Source organism: Actinacidiphila sp. bgisy160, assembly GCF_965342435.1.
Lineage (GTDB): Bacteria > Actinomycetota > Actinomycetes > Streptomycetales > Streptomycetaceae > Actinacidiphila.
On sequence record NZ_CBDRCM010000005.1, the window covers coordinates 1 to 18,605 of the forward strand.

16 protein-coding genes are annotated in these 18,605 nt (G+C 72.4%); 13 read left to right on the forward strand and 3 right to left on the reverse strand.

The genetic code is table 11. From position 1 onward, the window contains the following. Positions 1 to 78 precede the first annotated feature (78 nt). From xseA to ACRWNP_RS06650, 3 genes are all read left to right on the forward strand, one after another. Entirely contained in the window at positions 79 to 1,287 is a 1,209-nt protein-coding gene (gene xseA / locus ACRWNP_RS06640; RefSeq protein ID WP_431960044.1) for an exodeoxyribonuclease VII large subunit, read from the forward strand. 75 nt (positions 1,288 to 1,362) lie between these two features. After that, positions 1,363 to 1,599 carry an exodeoxyribonuclease VII small subunit gene (locus tag ACRWNP_RS06645; protein WP_431960045.1) on the forward strand — a complete coding sequence of 79 codons (237 nt, stop codon included), beginning with the start codon at positions 1,363 to 1,365 and terminating at the stop codon, positions 1,597 to 1,599. Positions 1,600 to 1,739: 140 nt separating this feature from the next. Then, on the forward strand, positions 1,740 to 2,333 hold the full coding sequence (locus ACRWNP_RS06650) for a malonic semialdehyde reductase (protein ID WP_431960046.1): 594 nt from the start codon (positions 1,740 to 1,742) through the stop codon (positions 2,331 to 2,333). A gap of 59 nt (positions 2,334 to 2,392) precedes the next feature. Here the strand turns inward: ACRWNP_RS06650 and ACRWNP_RS06655 are convergent, their stop codons facing one another. Then, the gene (locus ACRWNP_RS06655) at positions 2,393 to 2,929 is read right to left on the reverse strand and encodes a DUF4245 domain-containing protein (RefSeq protein WP_431960047.1); all 537 of its coding nucleotides are present in this window, start codon (positions 2,927 to 2,929) and stop codon (positions 2,393 to 2,395) included. Positions 2,930 to 3,091: 162 nt separating this feature from the next. On the opposite strand from ACRWNP_RS06655, the gene glpX reads away from it, so the two are divergent. Then, a complete protein-coding gene (glpX, locus tag ACRWNP_RS06660) occupies positions 3,092 to 4,135 on the forward strand; it encodes a class II fructose-bisphosphatase (RefSeq protein ID WP_431960048.1) in 1,044 nt (347 codons plus the stop codon). Positions 4,136 to 4,218: 83 nt separating this feature from the next. Here the strand turns inward: glpX and ACRWNP_RS06665 are convergent, their stop codons facing one another. Both ACRWNP_RS06665 and ACRWNP_RS06670 read right to left on the reverse strand, forming a co-directional pair. Beyond that, on the reverse strand, positions 4,219 to 4,572 hold the full coding sequence (locus tag ACRWNP_RS06665; protein ID WP_018561404.1) for a WhiB family transcriptional regulator: 354 nt from the start codon (positions 4,570 to 4,572) through the stop codon (positions 4,219 to 4,221). Between the two features lie 276 nt (positions 4,573 to 4,848). Continuing rightward, positions 4,849 to 5,526 (reverse strand): DUF1707 SHOCT-like domain-containing protein, encoded by a 678-nt coding sequence (locus tag ACRWNP_RS06670; RefSeq protein ID WP_431960049.1) that lies wholly within the window; start codon positions 5,524 to 5,526, stop codon positions 4,849 to 4,851. Positions 5,527 to 5,656: 130 nt separating this feature from the next. On the opposite strand from ACRWNP_RS06670, the gene ACRWNP_RS06675 reads away from it, so the two are divergent. From ACRWNP_RS06675 to ACRWNP_RS06715, 9 genes are all read left to right on the forward strand, one after another. Continuing rightward, positions 5,657 to 7,339: a fumarate hydratase gene (locus tag ACRWNP_RS06675; RefSeq protein ID WP_431960050.1), complete on the forward strand. Its 1,683-nt coding sequence runs from the start codon at positions 5,657 to 5,659 to the stop codon at positions 7,337 to 7,339. A 185-nt stretch (positions 7,340 to 7,524) separates the two neighbouring features. Further along, a complete protein-coding gene (locus ACRWNP_RS06680) occupies positions 7,525 to 8,934 on the forward strand; it encodes a class II fumarate hydratase (RefSeq protein ID WP_431960051.1) in 1,410 nt (469 codons plus the stop codon). 102 nt (positions 8,935 to 9,036) lie between these two features. Further along, a complete protein-coding gene (fomD, locus tag ACRWNP_RS06685; RefSeq protein ID WP_431960052.1) occupies positions 9,037 to 9,720 on the forward strand; it encodes a cytidylyl-2-hydroxypropylphosphonate hydrolase in 684 nt (227 codons plus the stop codon). A 127-nt stretch (positions 9,721 to 9,847) separates the two neighbouring features. After that, the gene (locus ACRWNP_RS06690; protein WP_431960054.1) at positions 9,848 to 10,531 is read left to right on the forward strand and encodes a class I SAM-dependent DNA methyltransferase; all 684 of its coding nucleotides are present in this window, start codon (positions 9,848 to 9,850) and stop codon (positions 10,529 to 10,531) included. 59 nt (positions 10,532 to 10,590) lie between these two features. After that, positions 10,591 to 13,182: a SpoIIE family protein phosphatase gene (locus tag ACRWNP_RS06695; protein ID WP_431960055.1), complete on the forward strand. Its 2,592-nt coding sequence runs from the start codon at positions 10,591 to 10,593 to the stop codon at positions 13,180 to 13,182. Positions 13,183 to 13,345: 163 nt separating this feature from the next. Then, positions 13,346 to 14,794: a catalase gene (locus tag ACRWNP_RS06700; RefSeq protein ID WP_431960056.1), complete on the forward strand. Its 1,449-nt coding sequence runs from the start codon at positions 13,346 to 13,348 to the stop codon at positions 14,792 to 14,794. A gap of 182 nt (positions 14,795 to 14,976) precedes the next feature. Beyond that, positions 14,977 to 15,501, forward strand: a complete 525-nt coding sequence (locus ACRWNP_RS06705; RefSeq protein WP_431960057.1) for a PadR family transcriptional regulator — start codon at positions 14,977 to 14,979, stop codon at positions 15,499 to 15,501. Positions 15,502 to 15,518: 17 nt separating this feature from the next. After that, the gene (locus ACRWNP_RS06710; RefSeq protein ID WP_431960243.1) at positions 15,519 to 16,184 is read left to right on the forward strand and encodes an ABC transporter ATP-binding protein; all 666 of its coding nucleotides are present in this window, start codon (positions 15,519 to 15,521) and stop codon (positions 16,182 to 16,184) included. Further along, entirely contained in the window at positions 16,181 to 18,574 is a 2,394-nt protein-coding gene (locus ACRWNP_RS06715; RefSeq protein ID WP_431960059.1) for an FtsX-like permease family protein, read from the forward strand. The genes ACRWNP_RS06710 and ACRWNP_RS06715 overlap by 4 nt, the downstream gene beginning before the upstream one ends. The last annotated feature ends 31 nt before the right edge of the window (positions 18,575 to 18,605 follow it).

Below are 18,605 nucleotides of genomic sequence, written 5' to 3' on the forward strand. Positions count from 1 at the left end.
GCGGGGGGACAGCGGGGCGTGCCATTCGGGGCGGGCGGCAGAGGCGTCACTGTCCGTGGCGGGGGCTAGTCTCGGCGTATGGCTGTGAACACGTCCGCGGAGGCGCCGATCCCGGTCGGCGAGGTGTCCCGGCTGATCGGCGGCTGGATCGACAAGCTCGGCCCGGTGTGGGTCGAGGGGCAGATCACCCAGTTGTCACGGCGCCCGGGCGCCGGCGTGGTGTTCCTGACGCTGCGCGATCCGTCGCACGACATCTCGCTCAGCGTCACGTGCCGCCGGGCGGTCTTCGACGCCTTCGACGGGGCGGTCGGCGAGGGCGCGCGGGTCGTGGTGCACGCCAAGCCGGAGTGGTACGCGCCGCGCGGCCAGCTCTCGTTGCGCGCGGCGGAGATCCGTCCCATAGGCGTCGGCGACCTGCTGCTGCGACTGGAGCAGCTGAGGAAGCGGCTGGCGGCCGAGGGCCTGTTCGCGCTGGAACGCAAGCGGCCGCTGCCGTTCCTGCCGCAGCTGATCGGGCTGGTCTGCGGCCGGGCCTCGGCCGCCGAGCGGGACGTGCTGGAGAACGCGCGGCTGCGCTGGCCCGCGGTCCGCTTCGAGGTGCGCAACGTGCCCGTCCAGGGTGCGTACGCGGTGCCGCAGGTGATCGAGGCGGTGCGCGGCCTGGACGCCCACCCCGAGGTCGACGTGATCATCGTGGCGCGGGGCGGCGGCAGCGTGGAGGACCTGCTGCCGTTCTCGGACGAGCGCCTGGTGCGGACGGTCGCGCAGTGCCGTACGCCCGTGGTGTCGGCGATCGGGCACGAGCCGGACATCCCGCTGCTGGACCTGGTGGCCGATCTGCGCGCCTCGACACCGACGGACGCGGCCAAGCGCGTCGTCCCGGACGTGGGCGAGGAGCTGGCCCGGGTCGAGCAGTTGCGGCAGCGGTCGCTGCGGGTGATGCGGGGGCTGCTGGACCGGGAGGAGCGGGGGCTGGCCGCCGCGGTGAGCCGGCCGTGCATGGCGCGGCCCCATCTGATGGTGGACGAGCGCGCCGAGCAGGTCGCGGCGCTGCTGGAGCGCTCCCGCCGCCATCTGCGGCACCGGCTGGACCGGGCGGACGACGAGCTCGCGCACACCCGGGCGAGGGTGGTGGCGCTCTCCCCCGCCGCCACGCTGCAGCGCGGGTACGCGGTGCTGCAGCGCGAGGACGGGCAGGTCGTGCGCGCCGCGGACGAGGTGGCCGCGGAGGAGAAGCTGCGCGCCCGGGTGGCCGAGGGCGAGTTCACCGTCCGCGTCACACGCTGACCGCCGGCGCCCGGTCCCGGGAGCGGGTGCCGCGCGCCCGGCCGCCGTGTCGGAGGGCGGCCCTAGGCTGGTGCCATGGCAGATCAGGACACGCTGGGGTACGAGCAGGCCCGCGACGAGCTCGTCGACGTCGTTCGCCGCCTGGAGGCCGGCGGCTCCACACTCGAGGAGTCCCTCGCCCTGTGGGAGCGGGGGGAGCAGCTCGCCAAGGTGTGCCGCGACTGGCTGGAGGGCGCCCGCGCCCGGCTGGACGCGGCCCTGGCGGAGGAGTCCGGCGGCGGGGAGGGGCCGCAGGCCCCGGAGGAGGAGTGACGGGGTGAGCCGGGTGCGGGCGGCGTGAGCCGTCTCACGGCGTAGTAGTTGAAAGTTTAGTTGAAAATTCATCTATACTCAGGGGAGTGTTCCGACGCGCCTCCCCCAGGGCGCGGTTCCGCATCCCCACAGAGGTACCGATGACCCTCCAGCTCGACGCCGCCGCCCAGAACCTCCTGTTCCGCCACGCGCGCACCGCCAACGCCTTCACCGACGAACCGGTGACCGACGAGCAGGTCCAGGCCGTGTACGACCTGGTCAAGTACGCCCCGACCGCCTACAACCAGCAGCCGCTGCGCATCGTGCTGGTCCGCTCCCCCGAGGCCCGTGAGCGCCTGGTGGGCCACATGAACGAGGGCAACCGGGCGAAGACCGCCGCCGCGCCGCTGGTCGCGATCCTGGCCGCCGACAACGAGTTCCACGAGGAGCTGCCGGCCCAGTTCCCGGCCTTCCCGCAGGCCAAGGAGGTGCTCTTCGGCGAGCGTCCGGTGCGTGAGGCGTCCGCGGCCTTCAACGCCGCGCTCCAGGTCGGCTACTTCATCCTGGGCGTGCGGGCCGCGGGCCTGGCCGCCGGCCCGATGACCGGCTTCGACGCCGAGGCCATCGACAAGGAGTTCTTCGGCGACGGCGAGCACTCGGTGCTGGCCGTGGTCAACATCGGCAGGCCGGGCGAGAACGCCTGGCGCGAGCGCGGACCGCGCCTGGCGTACGACGAGGTCGTCACCACCGTCTGACGACGACCGCCACCGCCACGTCACCGCCGCCGGCCCCGGGCCGGCGGCGGTGACGTGCTTCAGCCCTGCGGGCCGCCCCGCTCCTCGAGCGCCGCGGCCAGTTCCGCGAGCCGGGCCATCGGGGCCGTGCCGGTGACCATCGTGGTCACCCCGCCCTCCTCGCGCACCAGCGCGTCGTACTTGTGGCCCTCATAGCGCTGCCAGGTCTCGCCGTCGACGGTGCGGGTGCCCACCCGCCTCGCCTCGTGGCTCTTGACCGCGACGAACTTCTCCGCGGCCTCGTTGCTCTGCTCCACGGCCGCGTACTCGTTCTTCGGGTCGACGAAGCCCAGGTGCCACCGGACGGCCTTCGGGTCGGTGGACTCGTACGTCACCGAGGTCGCCCGCCAGTCCTCGCCGAGCCCCTCCGGGGCCGCCACCCGGTACGGGGCGTCGCGCCGTGCCTGGTCGAGCTCGACCCGGTAGCCGACCACCTTGACGGGGTCGTGGTTCTCGTCGTGCGGGATGAAGAGCCAGATGCCTCCGGCGACGACGCCGATCGCCGCCATCGAGAGCACCATGTCCCGCAGTGTTTCCGTGCCGCGCTTCTTAGCCACGCCCCCTATGGTCCACCATGCCCCGGACCGTCCGGCCGCCCGGGGTCGCACCCGGCGGGACATCCGCTCATGTGACGGGTGCCCTGCTCATCCTGGCAGGGTCCGGATAAGGTCGTAACACCCTCTTATCCCGGCCGTCCTCGTACAGAAAGGTGCGCTGTGATGACCGAGCAGCACGAACACCACAATCTGCCGCCGCAACTCGAAGTGGATCCCGAGGCCCCCGACCGCAACCTCGCCCTGGAACTCGTCCGGGTGACCGAGGCCGCCGCCATGGCGGCCGGCCGCTGGGTCGGCCGCGGCGACAAGAACGGCGCGGACGGCGCGGCCGTCAAGGCCATGCGCACCCTCGTCTCCACCGTGTCGATGAACGGCGTCGTCGTCATCGGCGAGGGGGAGAAGGACGAGGCCCCGATGCTCTTCAACGGAGAGCGCATCGGCGACGGACACGGCGCGGAGTGCGACATCGCCGTGGACCCGATCGACGGCACGACCCTGACGGCCAAGGGCATGCCCAACGCCATCGCGGTGCTCGCCGCGGCCGACCGCGGCGCGATGTACGACCCGTCGGCCGTCTTCTACATGGACAAGCTGGTCACCGGCCCCGAGGCCGCCGACTACGTCGACATCACCGCCCCGCCCTCGGTGAACATCCGCCGGGTCGCCAAGGCGAAGGGCAGCACCCCCGAGGACGTCACGGTCGTCATCCTCGACCGCCCGCGCCACGAGGGCATCGTCAAGGAGATCCGGGAGACCGGCGCGCGGATCAAGTTCATCTCCGACGGCGACGTGGCCGGCGCGATCATGGCCGTCCGCGAGGGCACCGGCGTCGACATGCTGATGGGCGTCGGCGGCACGCCCGAAGGCATCATCGCGGCCTGCGCGATCAAGTGCCTGGGCGGCACCATCCAGGGCAGGCTCTGGCCCAAGGACGAGGCGGAGAAGCAGCGCGCCCTGGACGCGGGCCACGACCTGGAACGCATCCTGCACACCGACGATCTGGTCCAGGGGGACAACGTCTTCTTCGTCGCCACCGGCATCACCGACGGCGAGCTGCTGCGCGGAGTGCGCTACCGCGCCGAGACCGCGATCACCCAGTCGCTGGTCATGCGCTCCAAGTCCGGCACGATCCGCCAGATCGACTCCACGCACCGGCTGTCCAAGCTGCGCGCCTACAGCACCATCGACTTCGACCGCGCGCGCTGAGTCGCCGCGGCAGCCGCCGCGTACCGGCCCACGAGAACCCGGGACCCCGCCGTGACGGCGGGGTCCCGGGTTCTTCCGGTCGTTCAGCCCGCCGCGGCTATCCGCGTCCCGGGGCGCTGCAGTTCCGCCTCCCGGCGGCGCCGCCGGGCCAGGACGACCCGGCGCTCCGCGGCGGTCATCCCGCCCCACACGCCGTACGGCTCGGGCTGGAGCAGCGCGTGTTCGCGGCACTCCAGCATCACCGGGCAGCGCGCGCAGACCCGCTTGGCGGCCTCCTCCCGGGACAGTCGCGCCGCGGTCGGCTCCTTCGACGGCGCGAAGAACAGACCCGCCTCGTCACTGCGGCACGCCGCCTCCGAGTGCCATGGGCCGCCCAGGTCCCGGGGGTGACTCAGGGAGGACCTGGAGGCTGCCGGGGGCTCGATCGGTTGAAGCACGGGATACTCCTGACGACGGCTCGGCTGGTGTCACCCTTGCCCGTCGCTGTGGCGCCTGTGCGTCTCCACGGGTCTGTCGGCGTGAGGAGTGCTACGGCGAGCGACGTGTCTCCTTGCCCTACCCGCTGTGCGCGGGTTCATGCGCACGGTGCCGGGCGCGCGCCGCACGCCGGCCCGGTGATGTGTACCGCCGACCCCCGTGCGCGGCACGCCAGTTGGCCTTCGGGAACGACACGGCGGCGGCCCGGCCGGCGTGCGCCGGGCCCGGGGACGCGGTCAGCCGTCGAGCTCGGCGGGGCCGAGTCCCTTCTTCTTCACGCGCTTGCCGCGGCGCGGCTTGGCCTCGACGCCACCCCAGAAGGCGAAGCCCTGCACCTTGATGACGGGGGCGCCCGGGTCGGGCGCCTCGTACGCCTTCACGTCGGAGCCGCCCATGATGCCCACGACGCCGCCGCCGCGGAGGGTGACGTTCTCGGGGACCTTGATCTCGATGCCGCCCATGATGGCGGTGCAGTTGATGACGAGTTCGGGGCTGGTGAAGGTGGCCTCGGTGAGGTCGATGACGACGCCGCCCATGATGGCGACGGCGTTGATCTTCGAGCCGGCCCGCCAGCGTCCCTTGCGTTCGGCGCCGCCGAGGATGCCGATCAGGTTGGGGTTCTCCCCGGACCCGTCGGGCACCCAGTGGTGCGCCCCCGGCGACGGCGCGGGGGCGCTCGCGGTGCGTCCCGCGGGGAGGTCGCGCACATAAGGCTCCAGTTCGCCGACGGTCTTGGCCGCGTACACCCCGTCGAGCCGCTCGGAGTGCTCCTCGGCGGTCAGGCGGCCCTCCGCGAGGGCATCGCGAAGGATGTCGGCCACCCGGTCGCGGTCCGCGTCGGACGCGCGGATATCGGCTTCGGCCACGGGGCGCACCGGGTGCTGTTCACGCTTCTGGAGCGACGACTCATCCACCCGACTACCGTACACAAACGCGATAGATCGCGACTAGGCCCGGTGAGGGTCACCTCACACATCCGGCAGCCCGCGAACGTTCTACGCTTGGTGGGCTTCTATGACGCAGCGCCAGTGAGGATGTCCACAAATGCCCCCTTCCTCCCACCCGACCGGCCCGGAGTTCGCCTATACCGACTTGCTCCCCCTCGGTGAGGACACCACTCCGTACCGCCTGGTCACCTCCGAGGGCGTCAGCACCTTCGAGGCCGACGGCCGGACCTTCCTCAAGGTGGAGCCGGAGGCGCTGCGCAGGCTCGCCGCCGAGGCGATGCACGACATCTCCCACTACCTGCGTCCCGCGCACCTCGCCCAGCTGCGCCGGATCCTGGACGACCCGCAGGCGTCCCCCAACGACCGCTTCGTCGCGCTGGACCTGCTGAAGAACGCCAACATCGCCGCGGCCGGCGTCCTGCCGATGTGCCAGGACACGGGCACCGCGATCGTGATGGGCAAGCGCGGCCAGAACGTGCTGACCGAGGGCGGCGACGAGGCGGCCCTGTCGCACGGCGTCTTCGACGCGTACACCAAGCTCAACCTGCGCTACTCCCAGATGGCCCCGCTGACCATGTGGGAGGAGAAGAACACCGGTTCCAACCTTCCCGCGCAGATCGAGCTGTACGCGACCGACGGCGGCGCCTACAAGTTCCTGTTCATGGCCAAGGGCGGCGGCTCGGCCAACAAGTCCTTCCTCTACCAGGAGACCAAGGCGGTCCTGAACGAGGCCTCCATGATGAAGTTCCTGGAGGAGAAGATCCGTTCACTCGGCACCGCCGCCTGCCCGCCCTACCACCTGGCGATCGTGGTCGGCGGCACCTCCGCCGAGTTCGCGCTGAAGACCGCCAAGTACGCCTCCGCGCACTACCTGGACGAGCTGCCGGCCGAGGGCTCCCCGGCCGGTCACGGCTTCCGGGACAAGGAGCTGGAGGAGAAGGTCTTCGAGCTGACGCAGAAGATCGGCATCGGCGCGCAGTTCGGCGGCAAGTACTTCTGCCACGACGTGCGCGTGGTGCGGCTGCCCCGGCACGGCGCCTCCCTGCCGGTCGCCATCGCCGTGTCCTGCTCCGCCGACCGCCAGGCCGTAGCGAAGATCACCGCCGAGGGCGTCTTCCTGGAGCAACTGGAGACCGACCCGGCCAAGTACCTGCCGGAGACCACCGACGAGCACCTGTCGGACGAGGACGTCGTGCGCGTCGACCTCAACCGCCCGATGGACGAGGTGCTGGCGGAGCTGTCCAAGTACCCGGTCAGGACCCGGCTGTCGCTGACCGGCCCGCTGGTCGTCGCCCGCGACATCGCGCACGCGAAGATCAAGGAGCGGCTGGACGCGGGCGAGGAGATGCCGCAGTACCTGCGCGACCACCCGGTCTACTACGCGGGCCCGGCCAAGACCCCCGAGGGCTACGCCTCCGGCTCCTTCGGCCCGACCACGGCCGGCCGCATGGACTCCTACGTCGAGCAGTTCCAGGCCGCGGGCGGTTCCAAGGTGATGCTCGCCAAGGGCAACCGCTCCAAGCAGGTCACCGACGCGTGCGCCGCGCACGGCGGCTTCTACCTCGGCTCGATCGGCGGCCCGGCGGCGCGCCTGGCCCAGGACTGCATCAAGAAGGTCGAGGTCGTCGAGTACGCCGAGCTCGGCATGGAGGCGGTCTGGAGGATCGAGGTCGAGGACTTCCCGGCCTTCATCGTCGTCGACGACAAGGGCAACGACTTCTTCAGCGACCCGGCGCCCGCCCCGACGTTCACCAGCATCCCGGTGCGCCCGGGGGCGTGACCCGTCCGGGACGGCCCGGCACCGCTTGCGCGGTGCCGGGCCGTCCCGTTTCCCCGGTCCGTGCGGGCCGCTTCCGGGGGCTGCTCCCGGGGAATGAAACGTGCCGCGCCACTGTCCTAGCGAGGGGTTCTACTGGGAAGTACCCGGTACGCCCGACGATGTCCGCGATGGAAGGGGTTCCGGCCATGCCCGAGCAGGACGCAGGGGAGCAGCGCGAGTACCGCACCGAGCACGACTCGATGGGCGAGGTGCGCGTCCCGGCCCACGCCAAGTGGCGCGCGCAGACCCAGCGCGCGGTGGAGAACTTCCCCATCAGCGGACGCGGGCTGGAGCGCGCGCACATCGAGGCGCTGGCCCGGATCAAGGCGGCCGCGGCCAAGGTCAACGCGGAGCTGGGCGTCCTGGACAAGGACGTGGCGGAGGCGGTCCAGGAGGCCGCCGCCGAGGTGGCCGAGGGGCGCTGGGACGCGCACTTCCCGATCGACGTCTTCCAGACCGGGTCCGGCACCTCGTCCAACATGAACACCAACGAGGTCATCGCGACGCTGGCGAGCGAGCGGCTCGGTCGCGACGTGCACCCCAACGACCACGTCAACGCCAGCCAGTCCTCCAATGACGTCTTCCCCTCCTCCCTGCACATCGCCGCGACGGCCGCGGTGACCGGCGACCTGATCCCGGCGCTGGAGCACCTGGCGGCGTCGCTGGAGCGCAAGGCCGCGCAGTTCGCGGACGTCGTGAAGTCCGGCCGTACGCATCTGATGGACGCCACGCCGGTGACCCTGGGCCAGGAGTTCGGCGGCTACGCGGCCCAGGTCCGGTACGGGGTGGAGCGGCTGCGGGCCTCGCTGCCGCGGCTGGCGGAGTTGCCGCTGGGCGGCACCGCGGTCGGCACGGGGATCAACACCCCGCCCGGCTTCTCGGCGGCGGTGATCGCCGAGGTGGCGCGGACGACCGGGCTGCCGCTGACCGAGGCCCGGGACCACTTCGAGGCGCAGGGCGCCCGTGACGGCGTCGTGGAGACCTCCGGGCAGCTGCGCACGATCGCGGTGGGCCTGACCAAGATCGCCAATGATCTGCGCTGGATGGGCTCCGGCCCGCGCACCGGTCTCGCCGAGATCGCCCTGCCGGACCTGCAGCCCGGTTCGTCGATCATGCCGGGCAAGGTGAACCCCGTGATCCCCGAGGCGGTGCTGATGGTGGCCGCGCAGGTCATCGGGAACGACCTGACGATCACGACGGCCGGCGCCGCGGGCAACTTCGAGCTGAACGTGATGCTCCCGGTGATCGCCAGGAACGTCCTGGAGTCGGTCCGGCTGCTCGCCAACGTCTCCCGGCTGCTGGCGGACCGCACGGTCGACGGGATCACGGCGAACGTGGAGCGCGCCCGTGAGTACGCGGAGTCCTCGCCGTCGGTCGTGACCCCGCTCAACAAGTACATCGGCTACGAGGAGGCGGCCAAGGTCGCCAAGCGGTCGCTGGCCGAGCGCAGGACCATCCGCGAGGTGGTGCTGGACTCCGGCTACGTCGAGCGCGGGCTGCTCACCCTGGAGCAGCTTGACGAGGCGCTGGACGTGCTGCGGATGACCCGGCCCTGACGGCACGCCGCGGCCGCCGTCCCGGCCGTCCCGGTGCCCGGCGTGACGAACGCTCGGCTCAAGGGTGACGCCTCCGTAACACGGGGTCCGTAAGATCCGTTCATGACAGCGGACATCCTTCTTCCCCCGGGGGCGGGCCAGGACGGCGGCGCGGACCACTGGGCCCCCGGCGAGCAGGTGCTGTGGCGCTACCGCGGCAACGGCAGCGCCGCGGTGCACATCTGCCGGCCGGTGACGGTGGTGCGCGACGACCCCGAGTTGCTGGCCGTGTGGATGGCGCCGGGCACCGAGTGCGTCAAGCCGGTCCTGGCCGACGGCTCGCCGATCCACCACGAGCCGCTGGAGACCCGCTATCTCAAGCCCCGCACGACGTCCGTCGACCGCTGGTGGGGTGCGGGCGTGCTGAAGCTGGCCCGCCCGGACGAGCCCTGGTCGGTGTGGCTGTTCTGGGAGCAGGGCTGGCGCTTCAAGAACTGGTACGTGAACCTCGAGGAGCCGCGGCACCGCTGGTCGGGCGGGGTCGACTCGGAGGACCACTTCCTGGACATCCACGTCACCCCCGACCGCGGCTGGCGGTGGCGGGACGAGGACGAGTTCGCGCAGGCCCAGACCGCCGGCCTGATGACGGCGGCGACGGCGGAGCGGGTGCGGGAGGCCGGCCGCCGCGCGGTCGGGGTGATCGGCGCCTGGGGGCATCCCTTCCGGGACGGCTGGGAGCACTGGCGTCCGAATCCGGCGTGGCCGGTACCGGCCCTTCCGGTTGACTGGGATCGTCCGGCAAGGTGACCGCGTGAGCGGCTTGCCGGGGACCCCTGCCCCAATCGTAAGATCGTGGCCCATAGTGCTGCACAGAACACAGGCTCACACTAGAGTTTGACGCTATGTCACCAAGGTCATACGGGAGGCCCGGGCTGTGGGAGTCGGCTACGAGGACATACAGCTGGACCGCACCGGCCAGGCCGAGGGGTTCGACGCCATAGGTGACCGCTACGACGAGGCCTTCCCACACAAGGAGGGTCAGGTCATCGCGGGCGAGTGGCTCCTGGCGCAGCTCCCGGCGGGCTCCCGCGTCCTGGACCTCGGCTGCGGCACGGGGCTGCCGACCGCCCGTCAGCTGGTCGAGGCCGGGCACGAGGTGACGGGTGTGGACCTCTCCGCGGGGATGCTCTCGCTCGCCCGCCGGCACGTGCCCCGGGCAACCTTCCTCCAGGCCGACGTCGCCGACCTGCGGGCCGGCGGCCGCCTCGGACCCGGCGGGCCGGGGGACCTGGGCCGCTTCGACGCCGTCGTGGCCTTCTTCTCACTGCTGATGCTGCCTCGGGCGGAGATCCCGCCGGCCCTGCGCAGCGTCCACGACCTGCTCCTCCCGGGCGGAATGTTCACCCTTTCGATGGTGGAAGCCGACGTGGATGACTTCGGGATTCCGTTCCTTGGTCACACCATCCGGGTATCGGGTTATCTACGGGGCGAATTGCGCCAGGTGGTGGCCGACGCGGGATTCATGGTCCTTGAGGAGGATTCGTACGCGTACGCGCCGCACACCACCGAAGTGCCGCCGGAGGAGCAGCTCTTCCTGCACTGCCGACGACCCGCCTGACGCGGCCGCCCCGTCACGTGCCCGGCATGTGACGCACCCGACCGGATGGAACGACCAGCGTGAGCACGGAGCGCATTTCTGAGCAGGCCGCTGTCCAGGCGACAGCGGCCGGCCCGGCACGTCCGGGCGACACCGAACCGGCCCCGGATCCACGGGCCGGCTTCCGGCTGCCCGCGGAGCCCGCGCCGGGCGGCGAGCCGGGCACGTCCACGCCAGCGGCGCAGGCCCCCGGGCGGTCCCCGGCCCCGTCCGCGGCGGGCGACCGCCCGCGCCGGGGCCGCCGTGGCGGCGGCGCCAAGCGCGGCGCGGCGGCCGGCGAGCCCGGCGGGACGGCCACGCCACCGGCGCAGCGTCAGACCCCGTCCGATCCCCCCGCGTCGGCCCCCGCCCCCGCCAAGCCCGGCCGCGGCGGCCGGCGTGCGCGCGGCGGACGCGCCGCGCGGCAGTCCGCGGAGGTACGGGACCGTCAGGCCGCCCGGGTGGTCGCCGCCGAGGGGGTCGCCGCCGTCCAGCACATGACCGCCGCGCCCGCGGACGGCGGCCGCGGACGGCAGACCGTACGGCTGCGCACCCCGGAAGCCGCCGGCGGCGCCCCGGCGGCCGGGCAGTCCTGGAACCGCTCCGCGGACCGGGACCGGCGGGCCGCCACCGCCATGGCGGCCCCTGTGGAACCCGGCCGCCGAGCCACCTCGGGCGGCGGGACCCCGGGCGCCCCGGGCGTTCCCGGCCCCGCACAGCCGGAGAGCGGCGAGCCGCGCACCCGGCAGCGGACTCCCGACACGACCCTGCCCACGTCCCGCGCGACGGGCCGCCAGGGCGGCCGCGGGGGCCACGCGGGCGGGCACCCCGTCGACGACGACTCCACCGGCGGCCAGCCGCTGAAGAAGATCGGCCCGCAGAACCGCGGCCGCGCGGGGCAGGCGGAGGCCGAGCGCCTGCGCTACGTCGGCGCGGCCACCCGCCGCATCGCCCGCGGCCTGGACCTGGACGAGATCGTGCTGGGCCTGTGCCGCTCCGCGGTGCCCGCCTTCGCCGACGCGATCCTGGTCTACCTGCGCGACCCGCTGCCGGTCGGCGACGAGCGTCCCTCCGGCCCGCTGGTCCTGCGGCTGCGCCGCACCGACCGGGTGCCGGACGAGAACGCGCCGGAGCCGGTCGAGGGCCTGCTGATGCCGGTCGTCCCGTCCACGGAGGGCGCGTACGGGGCGGCCGCCGAGGTCGTGACCGTGCCCATGGACGGCCCGCTGGCCGAGGTGCTGCGCGGGGTGCGCCCGGTGTTCTCCGACAACGCGCAGGCCACGGCGGCCCTCCACGAGCTGGTCGGGGGCTGCCGGCAGGCGGAGTTCGGCGAGACGTTAGACCTGCCGACCGGACGCCGGGCGATCCTGGCACCACTGCGCGGCCGCCGCCGGGTGATCGGCGCGACCGTGCTGCTGCGCCGTCCCGAGCGCGCCCCCTTCGACCCGGACGACCTGCTGATCGCGGCCCAGCTGGCGACCCACACCGCGCTCGGCGTGGACAAGGCGGTGCTCTACGACCGCGAGGCGTCCATCGCCGACTCCCTGCAGCGCGAGATGCTGCCGGACTCCCTGCCGGAGCCCACCGGGGTCCGGCTGGCCAGCCGCTACCTGCCGGCCGCCGAGTCGGCCCGGGTCGGCGGCGACTGGTACGACGCGATCCCGCTGCCCGGCAGCCGGGTGGCGCTGGTGGTCGGCGACGTCATGGGCCACTCCATGACCTCGGCGGCGATCATGGGCCAGCTGCGGACGACCGTGCAGACCCTGGCGGGCCTGGACCTGTCGCCGCAGGAGGTGCTCTACCACCTGGACGAGCAGGCCCAGCGGCTCGGCCAGGACCGCATGGCCACCTGCATCTACGCGGTCTACGACCCGATAGCGCACCGGGTGACGATCGCCAACGCCGGCCATCCGCCGCCGGTGCTGCTGCACGCCGGCGGTCGGGCCGAGGTGCTGCGCGTGCCGCCCGGCGCGCCGATCGGCGTGGGCGGGGTGCCCTTCGAGGCGGTCGAGCTGCCCGCCCCGGCCGGGGCGACGCTGCTGCTCTACACCGACGGCCTGGTGGAGTCCCGCACCCGTGACGTGTGGGGCGGCATCGAGATGCTGCGCGAGCGGCTGCACACGGCGTCGGCTCTGCTGTGCCCGCCGCCGCTGGAGCCGCTGTGCGACGAGGTGCTGGAGATCGTCGGCCCGGGCGACCGGGACGACGACATCGCGCTGCTGGCCGCCCGCTTCGACGGCATCGCGCCGCGCGACGTCGCCTACTGGTTCCTCGAGCCGCGGGCGCAGACGGCCGGCCGGGCCCGGCGCCTGGTGCGCCAGGCACTCGGCCGCTGGGACCTGGAGCCGCTGGCGGAGGCGACCGAGTTGCTGGTCAGCGAGGTCGTCACCAATGCGGTGCGGTACGCCGAACGTCCCATCACGCTGCGGCTGCTCCGCACCGACGTGCTGCGCTGCGAAGTGGGCGACGACGCCCCGACGCTGCCGCGGATGCGCCACGCGCAGCCGCAGGACGAGGGCGGGCGCGGGCTGTACCTCGTCAACCGGATGGCGCAGCGCTGGGGGGCGACCCGGCTGAGCGCCGGGAAGGTGGTCTGGTTCGAGATGGGCATTCCGGGCGGTGCCGACCGGTAGACACTCCGTATCCGTACACGTTTCATTCTTGGACATCGTCCAGAAACCATGGCGTGAAGTCGTTGTCCGGCGTGCCGAGCCGGTGATTCAGTGTTTGTGTGGTCGTTAGCGACCAGGAGCCCCCGACGGACTCTTCCGAAGATCGACGGGAGGACACACTCACATGAGCACCCCCTACACCACCAACAACGCCGGGATCCCGGTGGAGAGCGACGCGCACTCGCTCACGGTGGGCTCGGACGGCCCCATCCTCCTCCAGGACCACTACCTGATCGAGAAGATGGCGCAGTTCAACCGCGAACGGGTCCCGGAGCGCGTGGTGCACGCCAAGGGTTCGGGCGCGTACGGCGTCTTCGAGGTGACGAACGACGTCAGCCAGTTCACCAAGGCCGACCTCTTCCAGCCGGGACGCCGCACGGAGATGCTGGCCCGCTTCTCGACGGTCGCCGGCGAGCTGGGCAGCCCCGACACCTGGCGCGACCCGCGCGGGTTCGCCCTGAAGTTCTACACCGAGTACGGCAACTACGACATGGTCGGCAACAACACACCGGTCTTCTTCGTGCGCGACCCGATGAAGTTCCAGGACTTCATCCGCAGCCAGAAGCGCCGCCGTGACAGCTCGCTGCGTGACAACAACATGCAGTGGGATTTCTGGACGCTCTCCCCCGAGTCGGCGCACATGGTCACCTGGCTGATGGGCGACCGTGGCGTGCCCAAGTCGTACCGCCATATGAACGGCTACAGCTCGCACACCTACATGTGGGTCAACGGCGGCGGCGAGCGGTTCTGGGTCAAATACCACTTCAAGACCGACCAGGGGATCGACTTCCTCACCCAGGAGGAGGCCGACCACTACGCCGGCGCCGACGGCGATCTGCACCGCCGTGACCTGTACCAGGCCATCGAGCGCGGCGAACACCCCTCGTGGACGCTCTACATGCAGATCATGCCGTTCGACGACGCGGCCGACTACCGGTTCAACCCCTTCGACCTCACCAAGGTGTGGCCGCACGGCGACTACCCGCTGATCGAGGTCGGCCGGATGACCCTGAACAAGAACCCCGAGGACTACTTCATCCACATCGAGCAGGCCGCCTTCGAGCCCAGCAACATGGTGCCCGGCATCGGCCCCTCCCCGGACAAGATGCTCCTCGGCCGGCTCTTCTCATACGCCGACACCCACCGCTACCGGATCGGCCCCAACTACGCGCAGCTGCCGCCGAACCGGGCCCACACCGAGGTGCGCTCGTACGCCAAGGACGGCCCCATGCGCTACGAGCCGTCGCGCACCGCAGCGCCGTACGCGCCGAACTCCTTCGGCGGGCCCGAGGCCGACATCCGGCGCTTCGGCGACCCGGCCGGCTGGGAGGTGGCGGGCTCCATGGTGCACGAGCCGTACAAGCTGCACCGCGAGGACGACGACTTCGGCCAGGCCGGGACGATGGTCCGCCAGGTCCTGGACGGCGCCGCCCGCGACCGGCTGGTCTCCAACGTGTCGGGCCACCTGAAGAACGGCGTCAGCGCCCCCGTCCTGGCCCGCGCGGTCGAGTACTGGCGCAACATCGACAAGGAGGTCGGCGACCGTATCGCCGCCAACGTCAACGGCCTGTAGGCCGCACCTCCCCACGGCCGCAGCCCCGGTGCACGTGATGTCCGTCCGTGCCCCGGGGCTGCATCGCGCCGGCCGGTCCGGAACCGGGAAAGGGCCGGTCAGAAGGGTGTCAGATCACCGGCTCGTCACTATGCACAAGATCTATACACCACAGGTATACGCATGGTGTAGAGTCCTCGGTCATGAGTATCGGCCACACCCTGCTCGGACTCCTGGAGTCCGGCCCACGACACGGATACGACCTAAAACGGGCGTTCGACGAGAAGTTCGGTCATGACCGCCCGCTGCACTACGGCCAGGTCTACTCGACGATGGCGCGGCTGCTGAAGCAAGGACTGGTCGAGGTCGACGGCATCGAGCCCGGCGGCGGCCCGGAGCGCAAGCGGTACGCGATCACCGAAGCCGGTATCACCGACGTCGACAAGTGGCTCGGACAGCCGGAGAAGCCCGAGCCCTACCTGCAGAACACCCTCTACACCAAGGTCGTCCTCGCGCTGCTGACCGGTCGCGGCGCCGCCGGCCTGCTCGACACCCAGCGGTCCGAGCACCTGCGGCTGATGCGGGAACTGACCGAACGCAAACGGCACGGCGACCTCGCGGATCAGCTCATCTGCGACCACGCCCTGTTCCACCTGGAGGCGGACCTGCGGTGGCTGGAGCTCACCGCCGCCCGTCTCGACCTACTCGCGGCGGAGGTAGCCGAGTGAGCACCACGGAGAACCTGATGGAGGCCGTCGACCTGCACAAGGCGTACGGCCCGACCCCGGCGCTGGACGGCGCGGACTTCGGCATACGCGCCGGGGAGGTGGTCGCCGTCATGGGGCCGTCCGGCTCCGGCAAGTCGACGCTGCTGCACTGCCTGGCCGGCATCGTCCGGCCGGACTCCGGCAGCGTGCTGTACCGGGGACGGGACCTGACCGCGATGAGCGACGCCGAGCGCAGCGCGCTGCGCCGCGGCGAGTTCGGCTTCGTCTTCCAGTTCGGCCAGCTCGTCCCGGAGCTGACCTGCGTGGAGAACGTGGCGCTGCCGCTGCGGCTGAACGGCACCCGGCGCAAGGAGGCCGAGGCGCGGGCCGGGGAGTGGCTGGCCCGGCTGGAGGTCGACGACCTCGCGGGCAAGCGCCCCGGTGAGATCTCCGGCGGTCAGGGCCAGCGGGTCGCCGTGGCCCGGGCCCTGGTGACCGGCCCGCGGGTGGTCTTCGCCGACGAGCCGACCGGCGCCCTGGACTCCCTGAACGGCGAGCGCGTGATGCGCATGCTGACCGACGCCGCCCGTGACACCAACGCCGCCGTCGTCCTCGTCACGCACGAGGCGCGGGTGGCCGCCTACTCCGACCGCGAGGTCGTCGTCCGCGACGGCAAGTCCCGCGACATGGAGCGCGTCGCGTGAGCACCACGGACAGCGCCCCGGGCGGCGGCGCCCTCGCCACCTGGGTCCGCGACCTCGGCCTCGGCGTCCGCTTCGCGGCCACCGGCGGCCGCGAGGGCTGGACCCGCACCCTGCTCACCGCGGTCGGCGTGGGGCTCGGCGTGGCGCTGCTGCTCGTGGCGGCCGCCGTGCCGGCCATGCTGAGCGCCCGCCACGACCGCGCGTACGACCGGGACTACAGCTGGTTCAAGGAGCCGCCGAAGCAGACCGCGAGCACGGTGCTGTACGCGGAGGCGAACACCACCTTCCACGACGAGGACATCCGCGGCCTGCTGCTCAAGGCGGACGGCGACCGGCCCGTGCTGCCGCCCGGCGTCGACGCGATGCCGGCGCCCGGCGAGATGGTGGTCTCCCCGGCGCTGAAGAAGCTCCTCGCACAGCCCGGCAGCAAACTGCTGCGGGAACGCCTGGACCACCGGATCTCCGGCGTCATCGGGGACAAGGGCCTGCTGGGACCGAGTGAACTGACCTACTACGCGGGAAGCTCGAAGCTCGTCGCCCGCAGTGCGGACGGCACCTCGGGCAACGCCACCCGCATCCCGTACTTCGGCCGCGGGGCCGCCGAGGGGGAGCCGCTGGGCGGGGTGCTGACCGTGCTGGTGCTCATCATCGTCGTGGTGCTGATGATGCCGGTGGCGGTCTTCATCGGCACCGCCGTCCGCTTCGGCGGCGAACGCCGCGACCGGCGGCTGGCCGCGCTGCGGCTGGTCGGCGCGGACAGCCGGATGACACGGCGGATCGCGGCGGGCGAGGCGCTGTTCGGCTCACTGCTCGGCCTCGTGGTGGGCACCGGGCTCTTCCTGTTCGTCCGGCGGTTCGCGGACGACGTGACGATGTACGACCTCACGGTCTTCCCCTCCGACATCACCCCGGGTGCCGGGCTCGCCGCCCTGGTGGCGGTGGGCGTCCCGGGGGCGGCGGTCGCGGTCACGCTGCTGGCGATGCGCGGAATCGCCGTGGAGCCGCTCGGTGTCGTGCGCAACGCCGTACCGCGCAAGCGGCGCCTGTGGTGGCGGCTGCTGATCCCGCTGGCCGGACTCGGCCTGCTGGTCCCGCTGTTCGGAGCCGTCGACAAGCGGTCGGAGGTCAACTCCTACCAGGTGGCCGGCGGCACCGTGCTGCTCCTCGTCGGACTCACGGCCGTGCTGCCCTGGCTGGTGGAGGCGGTGGTCGGCCGCTTCCGGGGCGGTCCGCTGCCCTGGCAGCTGGCCACCCGCCGGATCCAGCTCAACAGCAGCGCCGCGGCGCGGATGGTCAGCGGGGTCACGGTCGCCGTGGCCGGCGCGATCGCCCTGCAGATGCTCTTCACCGGGGTGCAGGGCGACTACGTCAGCTCCACCGGCAAGGACCCGCGCCGGGCCCAGATGGTCGCCGACGCGGAGGTCCGCAGCGGGGCCGACGCGCGCAGGGTCGAGCAGGCCTTCGCCGCGACCCCCGGGGTCCGTGCGGCGCTCGGCCTGGTCTCCTCCTCCGCCGCGCAGGCCGACGCCTCCACCAGGTCCGTCGACGACCTCAGTACCGTGCCGGTCTTGGTGGCCGACTGCGCCACGCTGCGCGAAGTGATCACGGTGGGCCGCGACTGCGCGGACGGCGACGTGTTCCTCGCCGACGACGCGTACGGCTACGGCGACGTCGAGAGCGTCGCCCGGCCGGGCGGGAAGATCGACCTCAACGCGCCGTCGGGCGACTCCTACGTCGGCACCCCGCGGTTGTGGACCGTCCCGGCCGACGCCGAAAAGGTGACGCCCCGCATCGCGCCGGACGGCGACAAGCAGTGGGGTGTGCTGGCCACTCCCCGCGCCCTGGACGTGACGCTGCTGGGTACGCCCTCCGTGCGGGTCATGCTGCGGACCGACCCCGGATCGCCGGACGCCGTCGAGCAGGCCCGCAACACGTCCGTGCGCGTCGATCCGTTCGGCGACATCTACCAGCTCGAGGCGACCCGCGAGGACCCTTACTTCGGCACGATCCGGCGCGGCCTGCTCATCGGCGCCACCGCCACCCTGGCCCTGATCGGTGCGAGCCTGCTCGTCTCCACGCTGGAGCAACTGCGCGAGCGACGGCGGCTGCTGGCCGTCCTGGTCGCCTTCGGCACCCGGCGCTCCGTGCTCGGCCTGTCGGTGCTCTGGCAGACGGCGCTCCCGGTCGCCCTGGGGCTCGCGCTCGCCGTCGTCGGCGGTGTCGGCCTGGGCGCGGCCCTTCTGAAGATGGTGCGTACCCCGTTCCACATCGACTGGGCGAGCCTGGGCACCATGAGCGGGGTGGGCGCCGGGGTGGTCCTGGTGGTCACGGCCCTGACCCTGCCGCCGCTGTGGCGGATGATGCGACCGGACGGCCTGCGGACGGAGTGACCGGGGACGGCCGCGACCGTCAGCGGCCGTC